At 36.6% G+C, this 14,373-nt stretch carries 11 protein-coding genes; 7 read left to right on the top strand and 4 right to left on the bottom strand.

Annotation, left to right across the window (positions count from 1 at the left end; all coding sequences use genetic code 11):
• Positions 1-22 precede the first annotated feature (22 nt).
• Positions 23-799, bottom strand: a complete 777-nt coding sequence (locus MR054_RS03440) for an alpha/beta fold hydrolase (RefSeq protein WP_242156187.1) — start codon at positions 797-799, stop codon at positions 23-25.
• Positions 796-1,452 carry a hypothetical protein gene (locus tag MR054_RS03435; RefSeq protein ID WP_242084019.1) on the bottom strand — a complete coding sequence of 219 codons (657 nt, stop codon included), beginning with the start codon at positions 1,450-1,452 and terminating at the stop codon, positions 796-798. Before MR054_RS03435 ends, MR054_RS03440 begins: the two co-directional genes overlap by 4 nt.
• 182 nt (positions 1,453-1,634) lie before the next feature.
• On the opposite strand from MR054_RS03435, the gene MR054_RS03430 reads away from it, so the two are divergent.
• Positions 1,635-2,957: an aspartate kinase gene (locus tag MR054_RS03430; protein ID WP_242156186.1), complete on the top strand. Its 1,323-nt coding sequence runs from the start codon at positions 1,635-1,637 to the stop codon at positions 2,955-2,957.
• Positions 2,958-3,033: 76 nt separating this feature from the next.
• Here MR054_RS03430 and MR054_RS03425 read toward each other — a convergent pair whose 3' ends face one another.
• The gene (locus tag MR054_RS03425) at positions 3,034-4,326 is read right to left on the bottom strand and encodes an aminopeptidase P family protein (RefSeq protein ID WP_242156185.1); all 1,293 of its coding nucleotides are present in this window, start codon (positions 4,324-4,326) and stop codon (positions 3,034-3,036) included.
• Positions 4,327-4,506: 180 nt separating this feature from the next.
• Between MR054_RS03425 and MR054_RS03420 the strand changes: the two genes are divergently transcribed.
• From MR054_RS03420 to MR054_RS03405, 4 genes are all read left to right on the top strand, one after another.
• Positions 4,507-5,169 (top strand): succinate dehydrogenase cytochrome b subunit, encoded by a 663-nt coding sequence (locus MR054_RS03420; RefSeq protein ID WP_242084022.1) that lies wholly within the window; start codon positions 4,507-4,509, stop codon positions 5,167-5,169.
• Positions 5,170-5,180: 11 nt separating this feature from the next.
• Positions 5,181-7,193, top strand: a complete 2,013-nt coding sequence (locus MR054_RS03415; protein WP_242156184.1) for a fumarate reductase/succinate dehydrogenase flavoprotein subunit — start codon at positions 5,181-5,183, stop codon at positions 7,191-7,193.
• Positions 7,194-7,201: 8 nt separating this feature from the next.
• Complete coding sequence (locus MR054_RS03410; protein WP_242156183.1) at positions 7,202-7,942, top strand: succinate dehydrogenase/fumarate reductase iron-sulfur subunit; 741 nt, start codon at positions 7,202-7,204, stop codon at positions 7,940-7,942.
• 82 nt (positions 7,943-8,024) lie between these two features.
• Positions 8,025-8,948, top strand: coding sequence for a M28 family peptidase (locus MR054_RS03405; RefSeq protein ID WP_242156182.1), 924 nt, complete (start codon positions 8,025-8,027; stop codon positions 8,946-8,948).
• Here the strand turns inward: MR054_RS03405 and MR054_RS03400 are convergent.
• Positions 8,945-12,367, bottom strand: coding sequence for a hypothetical protein (locus tag MR054_RS03400; protein ID WP_242156181.1), 3,423 nt, complete (start codon positions 12,365-12,367; stop codon positions 8,945-8,947). The genes MR054_RS03405 and MR054_RS03400 overlap by 4 nt on opposite strands.
• Positions 12,368-12,544: 177 nt before the next feature.
• Between MR054_RS03400 and MR054_RS03395 the strand changes: the two genes are divergently transcribed.
• Both MR054_RS03395 and MR054_RS03390 read left to right on the top strand, forming a co-directional pair.
• Complete coding sequence (locus MR054_RS03395; protein WP_242084027.1) at positions 12,545-13,330, top strand: exodeoxyribonuclease III; 786 nt, start codon at positions 12,545-12,547, stop codon at positions 13,328-13,330.
• Between the two features lie 32 nt (positions 13,331-13,362).
• On the top strand, positions 13,363-14,322 hold the full coding sequence (locus MR054_RS03390) for an OmpA/MotB family protein (RefSeq protein WP_242084028.1): 960 nt from the start codon (positions 13,363-13,365) through the stop codon (positions 14,320-14,322).
• Positions 14,323-14,373 lie beyond the last annotated feature (51 nt).

The following is a 14,373-nucleotide window of genomic DNA, read 5'->3' as shown; positions in this document are numbered from 1 at the left end:
TGAAAAATTCGTTAAAATATACTTAATATTCGATGAAATGCATTAAATTTTGAAAGAATAAGGCTTCATTTTCAATAAAACTCATGTGTCCATCAGGAAATTCAACAATTTTAAGCTGTGCAATTTTGGCTTCATTTAGGAGTGAATCGTAATTTAGTACAGGGTCTTTTTTACTAATAAAGATCACCTTTTTACCTTCAAATTGCCTTATTACTTGAGTCCTGTTTTTTCGTAACTTCATGCCTTCCAGTGCTGCTACAATTCCCTGAACAGGAGTTTTTAATGCTTCTTGTGTTATGTTTTCAATTGCTCTTGTAAATGTTGTTTTATGTTCAGGATTAAATAAATTGGAAATGGCGATTCGTATAAATGTCTTGTGGTCCTTCTTAACGGCTGCTATGGCCCTATTTCTATTTTGTATTCTTTCGTCGTTATCTTCTAATGAAGTTGAATTAACTAAAAGTAGACTTTTAACCTGATCAGGAAAATATTCTAAAAAAGCTAAGGAAACATATCCTCCCATAGAATGGCCTACAAAAGAGCATTTTTTTAAATTAAGGAATTCTATTACGGCTCTAACAGCTTCAGCCATCATTTCCATAGTATGGATGTAACCAATGCATCCTGATTGTCCATGGCCAAGTAAGTCGATGCAGATAACCCTGTAATTTTTTGATAGTTCAGTGATGAAGGGCGACCATATGGCAGCATTTTCTAAAAATCCGTGGAGTAATATAAGGGGAGGTCCTTGACCGGAATCAGTACAGAAAATAGACGTGTTTTTATATTTTATAATCACGATTTCACTTTTTTAATGGCTGTAAAGGCTTTGTCAACAAAATCGTCTTCAACTAAAATAGTAAATTCGTTCGTGGTTGATAGCACTTCATAAAGCACGACACCTTCCCATGCCAATCGCTTAAAAAAGTGATAATACAAACCTGCAATTTTCGAGTTGTCTTCAGGTAAATTTATACTTATGGCTGTCAGGCCATCTTGAACAGCCAAAAAGGATTCTCTTTTAAAATGTTCTATGACAAAATCCTTTAAACTGCTGGAAATAATAATATTGCTTTCATGAATACCACGGGTAAACGTGTAGAAAAGTTTGGATTCCTGATTAATGCGATCTAATACTTTTGCATGGTTTTCAATTAAGGTATCTGAATTTTTTACCGTAAAATCTGTTAGATTTGATCGAACTGTTATATCACCCAAGTTCTGGATGACCCGTTTCATTTTAACTGAATTTGATAACGATGGTGGTGGGTTATACCGTCGAAGTGCCATCATAATTGCACCTGGTTTCACCTCTTTTTTTAGCATTTCACTGATGGGTTCAGTGAGCTCAATGGCCAAGGCACTAAAATTAATAATGTTTCTGGACAAAGCCTCTTCAAGATAGGGTTGGGAAATGAGGATATCTTCAACACAGTTAGAAACGGTTTTCATGATTTTAAAAAATAACTGTTAATTATTTAACATTTTGTGTAAATATAAATCTTTTTTTTAATAAATAGTTGATATGTGAATCTGGCTTATATTTTTGCAACAAAATATGATAGAAATGTAGACCCTCAGGCCAAAATTTTAGCTGTTCAAAAAGGGTGGTATCATCAAAACCGTATGATATAATGAAAGTATTAAAGTTTGGAGGCACATCAGTTGGTTCTGTTGAAAATATGCAACATGTAAAGCATATTATAGCAGATGGATCCAAAAAGATTGTCGTGTTGTCTGCGATGTCCGGCACCACAAACACTTTGGTTTCCATAGCGAACGCGATACGACATAATACTCCGGACGAGGCCATAGAAAAAATAAATTCATTACACGAATCTTATTTTGCTACAATTGATGGGCTTCTTTTAGATGAGGCATTAAATAGTGATGTCAAGCATTACGTTACAGAAATTTTTAATTTTTTATTGGAATCAACGTACACTGAATTTTCAATAACCTTAGAAAATGAAATATTAGCCCAGGGAGAGTTGCTTTCAACTTATATGTTCAATGCCTATTTAAAACAGGAAGGGATTCGTTCTGCTTTGCTTCCGGCTTTAGATTTCATGAAGATTAATACGTCTAAAGAACCTGATTTAAATTACATTAAAGATCGATTTAAATTGACATGGGAAGCCATTTCCGATGTAGATATTTACATTACACAGGGGTTTATTTGTTTAGATGAAGCCGACAAAGTTTCAAATTTACAGCGTGGTGGCAGCGATTATACTGCAACTATTATCGGAGCTGTAATTCGGGCCGAGGAGGTCCAGATTTGGACAGATATTGACGGGATGCATAACAACGATCCCAGATATGTTGATAATACATATCCTATTTCAAACCTGTCATTTGATGAAGCTGCCGAGCTGGCTTATTTCGGTGCAAAAATACTTCATCCACAGACGGTCTTACCGGTGCGTCAAGATGGTATTCCAGTGCGTCTAAAAAATACTATGGACCCTGATGCCTTTGGGACTTTAATTTCAGGAGACACTTCTGAAAATGGCATTAAAGCCATAGCTGCTAAAGACCAAATTACCGCCATTAAGATCAAGTCGGGGCGTATGCTGCAGGCTCATGGATTTTTGAAAAAGGTCTTTGAAGTTTTTGAAACACACGAAACTTCGATAGATATGATTACAACATCTGAAGTAGCGGTTTCACTAACCATTGATGATGATAGAAATTTGGATAGTATCGTTGCAGAATTGGAACAGTTCGCGTCTATTGAAGTGGATACCGATCAGACCATTGTGTGTCTGGTAGGGCATTCTATTGTAAATCATGAAAGCACGTTTAAACTATTTCAGATTTTGAAGGATGTGAAAATTAGAATGATTTCCTATGGAGGCAGCCGAAACAACATATCCCTTTTAATTCATTCAAAAGATAAAATTACTACGCTGAACAAACTAAACGATTATTTATTTGAATTAGTCACTCTTTAAATTACCGAAACTTAGTTTTGTTCCGATAAAAGGGGGCGATCGTAAGATCGCCCCCTTTACTTTTATTTATCATTCTTTATGAATTCATGATGGCTTCAATCTCATCTGCTTCAATGGGAATATTTCCCATTAAATTAAAGGGTTCACCCTGCTCTTGAATTACCACATCGTCTTCCAGGCGTATGCCAAACCCTTCATCTGGGATGTAAATACCAGGTTCTACAGTGAATACCATTTGAGCTTGCATCGGTTCGGTTAAAATGCCATAGTCATGCGTGTCCAACCCGATGTGATGACTTGTGCCATGCATGAAGTATTTTTTGTACGCCGGCCAATCGGGATTTTCATTTTGTACATCCGCTTTGTCCAATAGCTTCAAGTTAAGCAATTCGCTTGTCATTAATTTCCCTACCTCATTGTGGTATTCGGCCCAATCCGTGCCCGGAACCAGCATTTTGGTGGCTTCTTTTTTTACAGTGTTGACGGCATTGTATACTGCTTTTTGTCTATCAGTAAAGCGCCCAGAGACGGGAATGGTCCGTGTCATATCGCTGGAATAGTTGGCATATTCCGCACCAACATCCAACAAAATTAAATCACCCGATTTGCATTGTTTATTGTTTTCAATGTAATGCAGAACATTGGCATTATATCCAGAAGCAACAATTGGGGTATAGGCAAAACCCTTTGAACGATTTCTTAAAAATTCATGTATGAATTCTGCCTCAATTTCAAATTCCCAAACATCGGGTTTTACAAAATTTAAAATTCGCCTAAATCCTTTTTCGGTAATATGACAGGCCTTTTGTATCAGATCTATTTCTAAAGCGTCCTTAACGGATCGTAAACGTTGTAGTATGGGAGCACTTTTAGCTACGGCATGGGCCGGATATTTTTCCTTTAACCATTTGGTAAATCGGGCCTCACGAGTTTCTGTATCTACCGAAGCGCGATAGTGTTCATTGGTATTGATGTAAACGGTATCACATTGAGTCATAAGTTCGAACATGATTTTTTCCATATCTTTTAGCCAGTATACCGTTTTTATTCCACTTACCTCAAAGGCTTTTTCTTTAGTTAATTTTTCACCCTCCCAAATAGCAATATGCTCATTGGTTTCCTTTAAAAATAATAATTCGCGATGCTTTTCCTTGGGGCAGTCTGGAAATAAAACCAAAACGCTTTCCTCTTGATCTACACCGCTCAAATAAAAAATATCGCGATGTTGTTCAAAGGGTAGGGTGCTATCCGCACTTATGGGATAAATGTCATTTGAATTAAAAACCGCTAAACTATTTGGTTTCATTTTTGCCGTAAAGTTTTTTCGGTTTTTTATGAAAAGGGTGTTAGTTATGGGATGGTATTTCATAGGAAAATCATTTAAGTCCATAAAATTAAGTAAACTGTCATTATTAAAACAATATTCCAGGTAAATATTAAGGAATTATTTAAGAATCATTCTAAATAGTAAAAACATGATATATGTTATTTGCCTATAAATGTGCCCATAACTACCTTTGTGCAACTTTAAAAAACTAACTTTAAAATAATGAGCCGATTTTTTAAATCTTCAATTGGGAGAAAAGTAGCGATGGCGCTTTCAGCATTCTTTCTTATGATATTCCTGTTACAGCATTTTGCGATTAATATTTTGTCGGTTTTTAGTGCTGAACTTTTTAATGAAGTTTCCCATTTTATGGGGACAAATTGGCTCATACAATTTGTGATGCAGCCGGTGTTAATTTTTGCAATTATATATCATTTCATTATGGGATTTGTATTGGAATTAAAAAACAAAAAAGCACAAGGGGTCCCATATTATAAAAACAATGGTGCTGCAAATTCTACTTGGATGAGTAGAAACATGATTTATAGTGGTCTTGTTATCCTTGCTTTTTTAGTTTTACATTTTGCCGATTTTTGGGTCCATGAAATCAATGTAAAATACATTAACATAGCGCCGACAGATCCAGGCCGTTATTATCATGAATTGACGGAAAAATTTGTCCCCATTTGGAGGGTAGTATTTTATTCGGTAGCCTTTGTTTTGTTGGGGCTTCATTTAGCTCATGGGTTTACTTCTGCTTTTCAGTCCATTGGGTCTACTGCAGGTCGTAAAAGAGCACTTCAGAAATTAGGTAAGGCTTATTCGATTATTATACCGTTAGGTTTTATAATTATTGCGCTTTATCATCATTTTAATCACCATTAATCAATAGCGATATGGCATTAGATTCGAAAGTACCAGAAGGTCCAATTCAAGATAAATGGACAAACTATAAAAATAAAATTAACCTTGTAAACCCTGCAAACAAGCGTCATATAGATATTATTGTTGTTGGAACGGGTCTGGCAGGTGGTTCAGCATCGGCAACTTTGGCAGAATTGGGATATAATGTTAAGGCATTTGCTTATCAAGACTCCCCGCGTCGGGCACACTCAATAGCCGCCCAGGGCGGAATTAACGCTGCAAAAAACTATCAGGGTGATGGCGATTCAACGTACCGATTGTTTTATGACACGGTAAAAGGAGGTGATTACCGGTCTCGTGAAGCCAATGTGTACCGATTGGCTGAAGTGTCATCCAATATTATAGACCAATGCGTGGCTCAAGGGGTGCCGTTTGCACGTGATTATGGAGGACTTTTAGATAATCGCTCATTTGGAGGGGTTTTAGTTTCTAGAACATTCTATGCCAAAGGACAAACAGGACAGCAACTATTGTTGGGGGCATATTCTGCAATGAACCGACAAATAGCGCGTGGTAAGATTGAAATGTACAATCGTCACGAAATGTTAGATGTCGTTATTGTCGACGGGAAAGCACGGGGTATTATTGCTAGGAATTTGGTAACCGGAGAAATTGAACGTCATTCAGCACATGCGGTTGTAATTGCATCTGGCGGGTATGGAAATGTTTATTTCTTATCAACCAACGCCATGGGGAGTAATGTGACTGCCGCATGGAAAATCCATAAAAAAGGAGCTTATTTTGCGAATCCCTGTTATACTCAAATACACCCAACCTGTATTCCACGTTCCGGAGATTATCAGTCTAAATTAACCTTAATGTCGGAGTCGCTCAGAAATGATGGCCGCATTTGGGTGCCAAAACATTTAGACGATGTAAAAGCTATTCGAGAAGGGCGTAAAAAACCAACCGAGCTTTCTGAGGACGAGCGGGATTATTATTTAGAAAGACGATATCCCGCATTTGGAAATTTGGTGCCTCGTGATGTAGCTTCACGAGCAGCTAAAGAACGCTGTGATGCTGGTTATGGTGTGAACGCTACCGGTGAAGCAGTGTATCTGGATTTTGCCTCTGCCATTGAGCGCTATGGAAAAGAGCAGGTGAAAATCCATAATATCTCCAATCCTTCTAAGGAAAAGATTACAGCGCTTGGTGAAAAAATAATTGAAGCGAAGTATGGTAACTTATTTCAAATGTATGAGAAGATTGTAGACGAGAATCCTTACAAAACTCCGATGATGATTTATCCGGCTACACATTATACTATGGGCGGTGTTTGGGTAGATTATAATTTGATGACCACTATTCCAGGGTGTTATTGTATTGGAGAAGCCAATTTCTCCGATCATGGAGCCAATCGTTTAGGAGCATCTGCATTAATGCAAGGACTGGCCGATGGGTATTTTGTATTACCTTATACCATTGGAGATTACTTGGCTCAAGATATTCGAACCGGGAAAATCCCAACAAATTCCCCTGAGTTTGAAGAAGCAGAAAAAACAGTTAAAACCAGAATTGATTACTTTGTCAATAACAAAGGGTCAAAATCGGTTGATTACTTCCACAAGCGCTTAGGAAAAGTCATGTGGGATAAAGTAGGTATGTCGAGAAACGAAAAAGGCTTAAAAGAGGCCATGGCCGAAATTAAGCAAATTCGAGAAGAATTTTGGAAAGATGTAAAAGTACCGGGAAATGCTGATGAAATGAATCCAGAATTAGAAAAGGCTGGTCGAGTTGCAGATTTTTTAGAATTAGGAGAATTATTTGCTAAAGATGCCTTAATGCGCGAAGAATCTTGTGGCGGACACTTTAGAGAAGAATCCGTTGAAGATAGTGGAGAACAGCAAGGGGAAGCAAAACGGAATGACAAAGATTTTGCATTTGTTGCAGCCTGGGAATACAAAGGAGAACCAGCAGATGCCGTCTTACATAAAGAACAATTAGAGTTTAAGGACATAGAATTAAAACAACGTTCATATAAATAAGAAAGACTATGAATTTGACACTTAAAATTTGGAGACAAAAGGACGCTTCTTCTAAGGGGCAAATGGTTGATTATAATGTTACGGATATATCAGAGCATATGTCTTTTTTGGAAATGATGGATGTGTTAAACGAACAGCTTATTGATGTAGGTGAAGAACCCGTAGTATTCGACCATGATTGTCGTGAGGGAATTTGTGGGATGTGTTCCATGTACATTAACGGGCAAGCCCATGGACCTGATAGGGCCATAACCACTTGCCAATTACACATGCGCACCTTTAAAGATGGCGATACCATTACTATTGAACCATTTCGGGCAGCAGCCTTTCCCGTAATTAAGGATTTGGTTGTAGACCGAAGTGCTTTTGAACGTATTCAACAAGCAGGAGGCTATATATCTGTGAATACTTCAGGGAATACACAAGATGCCAATGCCATTCCTATTTCAAAGTATGCCGCAGATGAGGCTATGGATGCAGCTACTTGTATTGGTTGTGGTGCTTGTGTAGCAACTTGTAAAAATTCAAGTGCGATGTTATTTGTTGGTGCCAAAGTTAGCCAATATGCCTTATTGCCCCAAGGACAAATTGAAGCAGCAGATCGTGTGAGGAATATGGTAGAGCAAATGGATTTGGAAGGTTTTGGAAACTGCACTAATACAGGTGCTTGTGAGGTGGAATGTCCTAAAGGGATTTCTTTAGATAACATTGCAAGAATGAATAGGGAGTTAATAAAGGCCTCTGTTTAAATTCAATTAAAAAAAGAACTTAGAAGACCTGTATCGCGAGATATGGGTCTTTTTTGTTAGCTTTGGGGCTGTACAACTGAACATGATAAAAATTGTTTTAATTCTTTCCTTTATATCCTTGGTGGGTAATACAACCGGTTACGCCCAAGAAGCTGTATTTAATACCAAACTCTTTAATAAAGAGGAGATGTTAATACACGTCAAGAATTTATCGTCTGATGCATTTGAAGGTAGACGTACTGGAACAAAAGGGGCTTCTAAGGCAAGAAACTATATTATGCATACCTTAAAAGGCTTAAAGATTAAACCTTTAGGAAAGACTTATGAACAATCCTTCCTGTTTTCAAAAAATCAAATAGAATATCAAGGGGTTAATGTCTTGGGACTTATTAAAGGAACTTCTAAATCAAACAAGTATATCGTTGTGAGTGCACATTATGATCATGAAGGGATTAGAAATGGCCTGATATATAATGGCGCTGATGATAATGCATCTGGCGTTTCAGCCCTTTTTAGTTTTGCTGAATTTTTTAATACCTACCAACCCAGACATTCAGTTATTCTGGCCGCTTTTGACGGGGAAGAATTAGGGCTTAAAGGGTCGAAGTATTTTACGAATAATACTATTGTTCCTGTTAAAAATATCGTTTTAAATATTAATATGGATATGATTGGTCGAAGTGATAAGGAAGAGCTGTATGTTGTGGGTTCCAATACGCATATTAACTTTAAATCACTGTTTTTCAAAAAGGAACCGTCGTGTTGTACAAAGCTCAATCTTGTAATGGGTCACGATGGTCACGATGGAAAGGATAATTGGTTGTATTCATCGGACCACGCCTCCTTTTATGAAAAAGGAATCCCTTTTTTATATTTTGGGGTAGAAGATCATGAAGATTATCATGAACCAACTGATGATTTTGAAAAAATACAACCAGAATTTTATGGTAAGGCGGTTTCTCAGATTATAGCTATTTTTAAAAAATTGGATTTAATGTCTTTTTAGAAATATGCTTTTAACTGAATACTACCGGTGTGGATGGTACTGCTGGTTTTAGTTTTTCTGCCAAAATAACTTAGATTAAGATCCAAAAAGCTGGTTATTTTTTTTTGTGCCAGTAGAGTCCATGTGAAATTAGTGCCCGGCTGTAACCCTTCAAGTATTTGATAGGCGACTGGTGAATTTGGATTTCCAGTAAAGGTATTCGAAAAATAATTGAATTCACCATTGACAGCCCCTTTTTCATTTTTCGTAAACGCAAAAGAAATCCCATATTTTTGTTGTTGCAAGGTTTCTTGATTGCCTATGATGTTATCTTTATTGGCGTATTGATAGAATACATCTAATCTGGAATTATCCCCAAAAAGGTAAGATAATTTTGGACTAAATTTAGTTACATCAAAATTGTAATTCTTACTTTGAAAGTTTTCACTCTGGCTTTCATTGTTTTCAAAAGCTGAGGTAAGTGTAATGAGCCAGTTTTCTTGTACTTTATGAGTGAAATTAAATTGATGACTTCTTAAATTGTTTTCAATAAAACCAATGGATAAAATGTTTCGTGATTTATTTGAAAGTAAGGTGTAAGAGCTGGTGTAACGTTGTTTACCTCGGTTAAAAAACAGAACATTTCTAAAATTTAACTGTAAACCTAACTGATTGTTGCTATTGGTTTTAAAAGGATTAAGATTAAAATCAGTGTCATCTCGTTCAATCTTTCGATCTATTAAATAACTGGTTTGGTTGTAAAAATGCGACCAAAATTTTTTAGATTGACTGGCATCAACTGCCCAATGTGAAGGGTTTATGGTCAACGTTTGACTAAATCTATTTTGATGGGTTTTAATAAAAACACGGTTTGGCAATAAAACACGAATAAACTTACCCTGATCTTGAAATTGGGCAATTTCAAATTCTTCGAGTTCCTGAATGCCGTTATTATTGTAGTCAATCCAGGTGTAAGAACCTTGTCCGGGTTCAACCTCAACATACGTAAAATCTTGTTGTGGCAAGGTCCCGGAATTGGTTTCAAAAATGGTGTTCCATTGAATAAGGTTTTTAAATAGCTTTTGGTGGTACTGCAAACGAGAGTTCAAAGATTGCTCATCTTTTTTGTGGTCTTCTTCATCTTTTAAAGTTCTATAATTTATGTACAGCGCCAAGTTGGTATTTTTGTTTTGAACAAGTCTTGAATCTAAATAAACAGTATTGGATGTGTTCACCCTTTGTAACTGGTTGTTTCTAATGCTGTCGTTAATGCGATATTTATAGCCAATTTCTGCATATACCTTCGTACTATCTCCAACGCCAGTATAAAACTCATAGGATGTGTATTTTTGACTTAAAGGGGTAAGAGTTTGTGTTGAAATTTCCTCTTGTTCATTATCTTCATGCCCAAACTTGGTGCCTAACCAGCCTTTTTTTAGACTATAGCTAATCCGATTGTAAGATCTTAAAAAAGTAGATGAATGAATACTTGAATTTGCATTTAAAAGGCTAAGATTTGAAGCAATTTGAAATTTATTCAATAATAAACTGGCGTTAAATACATGTCGGTTGCCATTAAAACCATCTGAAAAATTTAAATGCTCAAATTGATAATCCAGAGATCCCTTTTCCGGGTGATGCGTTCTAACACCCGAATAAATTAGTTTTTGATTTCCCAGATTACCAGCAATTTCATTACCAGTACGTTGGTCCAAATTCCAATCACGGTTAAATTCTGCTTTATATAAACGCTGAATAGTCCTGTAATTGGCATCAATATAATCGACATCAACAAAAGCATTAACGGTCCAAGCACTATCCTGTTTAATTAAGGATTGTTCTGCTTTAAATTTTCCGGCAAATCCATCATTATTGCCATCATCGATTGTAGAAAAAAGATTCAAATCGTTTTTACTCCCCGAAGCTTCAAACCTTATATGGGTTTTGTCACTGGGTTGATACGTACCATTTAAAACAGCTACCTGTAGTTTTGTTGGGGCAATTAATTGAACAATAGGAGCATAGTTGCCAAGTCCACTTCCTACAAATTCATAAATATTGTTAATGGCATTTGTACTGCTTAAAATGTAGTTACCCTGGCCATTACCAACCAAACTAAATGTTACACGATATAATTCATCTTCGGGATTATTCGAAAACACAAAGGCTTCAACACCTTCTATCAATTCCTTTTTGTATAAAATTCTGTTGTCGCTATAAGTTTCCTGAACTTCAGAAGGAGCAACCATTAAACTTCTATCATCACCGGCTTCAGATAACAGTTGTACTTGTGTTTCAGATAGATTTTGTTGAAGGGGTTGATTTTTGGCATCATTCTCAGAATATACCGAAACCCCAAATTCAAGCTTTTGGTCTTTATAATGACCACCACCATAAGCTACCAGACGAGAATAATTACGTTCGCTAAACTGATAATCAACAGTGATACGCATTTCGGAAGTAATTGGGAATGTGGAATTAAACAAGAGTTCACCGGCATTATAATCTATGATATAATCTTGATCCTCACCCCGCTTAACAGGGACACCATTTACATAAACGGTTTCACTTCCTGAAACAATAAGGACAAACAATTCACCATTTGATCCCTGTAATTTATAAGGACCTTGATTCCCTTCTTGACCTGTAAATTGACTGGTCGTAAATTGGCCTCTTACCAGTGCCCCCGCCGCAAACACATTGTTCTTTACGGGGTCCTCGCCAAAATTTGTATTGACAAATAAACCTTGAACCCTTTTGGAAAATTTAGCAAAATAAGAGGTCGTGTTCTGTAAATCAATATCGCCGGCACGAATATTCCACTTATCGCTAAACAATTCAATAAAAACTTGATCAAATTCGTCCAATCGCTGTGAATAACCACTTTCTTGTAATGGAATATTGGCATCTTGAATAGAAGCTCTCAATGAGACCTTGTCATTGAGTTTTCCAGTAATTTGTAAATCGAGTTCACTGTTCAATACCGAATTTTGATTATTGCCTATGGTAACTCCTCTCGTAATACTTCCGGAAGTGGTCAGGCCATCAAAAGGAATAAAATTTGAATTGCGATTGGTTTCGGAAAGTTTATAGAGTTTTTGAATGTTATCCGTGCTTTCAACAATTAGGTTATCATCCAATTGTTTATATGTTTTAGTTAGAAACTCCGGAAATTTTAAATAATTAATAAAGATTGTGTCGGTTGGAACAGGTTTTTTGAATATTAAAAGAGCCTTTGAAAAATTGGTGCTGTAATATGAAGAATCTATAGGGGAACCATTCTTTTCTTTAATGAAAAACCAATTTGGGTTTATGCTCACGCTATCCATTTGAATGGTATCACTCACCGCAACCTTTATGGTTCTGTAATTGGAGTTCCCGTCTTGTGAATATCCTGAGACCACAAAGCAGAATGCCATAAAAGTAAATGTGTATTTCATCACGTATTTAAACAAACAGTTTAACCTTTTATTGTTAATAGTTTTTATTAAAACTCTTATGGTCATTAATAGTGTAAAAGTAACGTATTATTTATTTTAGCTGAAATTAACAAAGGTTTTTCCAAAAGGCCTGCTGACTCAAAAACCGAAAGGTTTAAATTAAAAGTTTTATTATTCATGAAAATTATATCATACAATGTCAATGGTATTCGTGCAGCATTAAATAAAGGGTTTTTAGATTGGTTAAAGGCAGCCAATCCGGATGTCATTTGTTTACAGGAAATAAAGGCCTTAAAGGAACAATTGGACCTGGATCTTTTTACGGAGGCGGGGTATTCTTATCAATATTGGTTTAGTGCTGAAAAAAAAGGGTATAGTGGAGTTGCCATTTTGAGCAAAATAAAACCAGATCATGTTGAGTATGGCACAGGATTTGAATCCATGGATGTCGAAGGCAGAAATTTGCGAGCCGATTTTCACGTCCATTCCGCAGGGGTTGAAAGTGTTTCGGTCATGAGTTTGTATTTGCCTTCAGGAACCAACGATGCCCGATTAAACCATAAGCTAGAATATATGGCTCTGTTTCAAGACTATATTAATACCCTAAAAATAGATATTCCCAACCTTATTATTTGTGGTGATTATAACATTTGCCATGAAGAAATAGACATTCATAATCCCAAAGGATTAAAAAATGTTTCAGGATTTTTACCGGTAGAACGGGAGTGGATAGGGAATTTTATAGATAGCGGTTTTATTGATTCATTTCGCTTTTTAAACCCTAATAAACAGCAATATAGTTGGTGGAGTTACCGGGCCAATGCAAGGGCTAATAACAAAGGGTGGCGACTGGATTATGCAATGGTCGCCAAACCTTTACAAGAAAAAATAAAAAGAGCCGTTATACTATCGGATGCAGTCCATAGTGACCATTGTCCGATTTTAGTTGAAATTGATCGATAAAACAAATAAACACTATTATTGAACCCAAAAAAATGATAAAAAAATCCTTACTTACCGTTTTAACCATAGCTTTTATGACAAGCTGTGTTTCGCCAAAAATTTACAAAGACCTAGAGGCAAAATATGAAAATTTAAAGAAAGAGAATCGTAAACTTTCGGATGAAAATGAGTTACTGAACAGCGCTAAAAATGCAGCAGAAAACGAATTGAAGCAACTTAAATCAGCCTATGAAGAAGCTGTAGCACAGCGCGATAAATTACAAGCCGATTACAGTGCTTTAAAGGCTAATTATGAAGCCTTAAACAATTCTTATGATGCCTTAGAGAAAAACAGTTCCGCTGCTATAGCGGCTAACTCTCAAAAAAACAGGGAATTATTGGCTCAATTGGAGGCTAAGGAGCAAGCCTTGGCCGCTGAAAATGCACGGTTGGAAAAGATAAAACGAGAACTTGAAGAACGTTCTAATAGAGTGGCAGAACTTGAAAATGTGATAGCTGCAAAAGATGCGGCCATGTCTGCTTTAAAAAATGCGCTTTCCAGAGCCTTAACGGATTTTGAAGGGAAAGGGTTAACCGTGGAGCAACGCAACGGAAAAGTATACGTATCTATGGAAAATAAGCTGTTGTTTGAATCTGGAAGCTGGGCCGTAGGTTCAGAAGGACGAAGGGCCGTAATGCAGTTAGGAAGTGTACTTGGCGACAACCCGGATATTGCTGTGCTTATTGAAGGTCACACCGATAATGTACCTTATCAAGGTTCTGGACCCTTAACGGGCAATTGGGATCTGTCCACCAAACGCGCCACTGCTATTGTTGATATTTTAAGAGAAAATAACCATATTAACCCAGAAAATCTCACGGCTGCTGGTCGGGGTGAGCATGCCCCAATAGCCACTAACGACACGCCAGAAGGTAGAGCAAAAAATCGTCGTATTGAAGTTATTCTAACTCCAAAACTAGATGAATTGACACGGTTGTTAAAGGATAATTAGAAGATCATTAGATTTTTACATATTGAGGACTGTGGTTCTTGAAAATACCAT

It is taken from the genome of Aestuariivivens sediminis (assembly GCF_022662105.1).
Lineage (GTDB): Bacteria > Bacteroidota > Bacteroidia > Flavobacteriales > Flavobacteriaceae > Aestuariivivens > Aestuariivivens sediminis.
The sequence above is the reverse complement of the archived record's forward strand: the minus strand, read 5'-3'. Positions and strand labels throughout refer to the sequence as shown.

Bases quoted from the DNA above. Each gene is read 5' to 3' on its own strand.
- MR054_RS03405 (WP_242156182.1), top strand. From the start codon at position 8,025: ATGATAAAAATTGTTTTAATTCTTTCCTTTATATCCTTGGTGGGTAAT.
- MR054_RS03420 (WP_242084022.1), top strand. From the start codon at position 4,507: ATGAGCCGATTTTTTAAATCTTCAATTGGGAGAAAAGTAGCGATGGCG.
- MR054_RS03400 (WP_242156181.1), bottom strand. From the start codon at position 12,367: ATGAAATACACATTTACTTTTATGGCATTCTGCTTTGTGGTCTCAGGA.
- MR054_RS03390 (WP_242084028.1), top strand. From the start codon at position 13,363: ATGATAAAAAAATCCTTACTTACCGTTTTAACCATAGCTTTTATGACA.
- MR054_RS03415 (WP_242156184.1), top strand. From the start codon at position 5,181: ATGGCATTAGATTCGAAAGTACCAGAAGGTCCAATTCAAGATAAATGG.
- MR054_RS03395 (WP_242084027.1), top strand. From the start codon at position 12,545: ATGAAAATTATATCATACAATGTCAATGGTATTCGTGCAGCATTAAAT.
- MR054_RS03410 (WP_242156183.1), top strand. From the start codon at position 7,202: ATGAATTTGACACTTAAAATTTGGAGACAAAAGGACGCTTCTTCTAAG.
- MR054_RS03430 (WP_242156186.1), top strand. From the start codon at position 1,635: ATGAAAGTATTAAAGTTTGGAGGCACATCAGTTGGTTCTGTTGAAAAT.
- MR054_RS03425 (WP_242156185.1), bottom strand. From the start codon at position 4,326: ATGAAATACCATCCCATAACTAACACCCTTTTCATAAAAAACCGAAAA.
- MR054_RS03435 (WP_242084019.1), bottom strand. From the start codon at position 1,452: ATGAAAACCGTTTCTAACTGTGTTGAAGATATCCTCATTTCCCAACCC.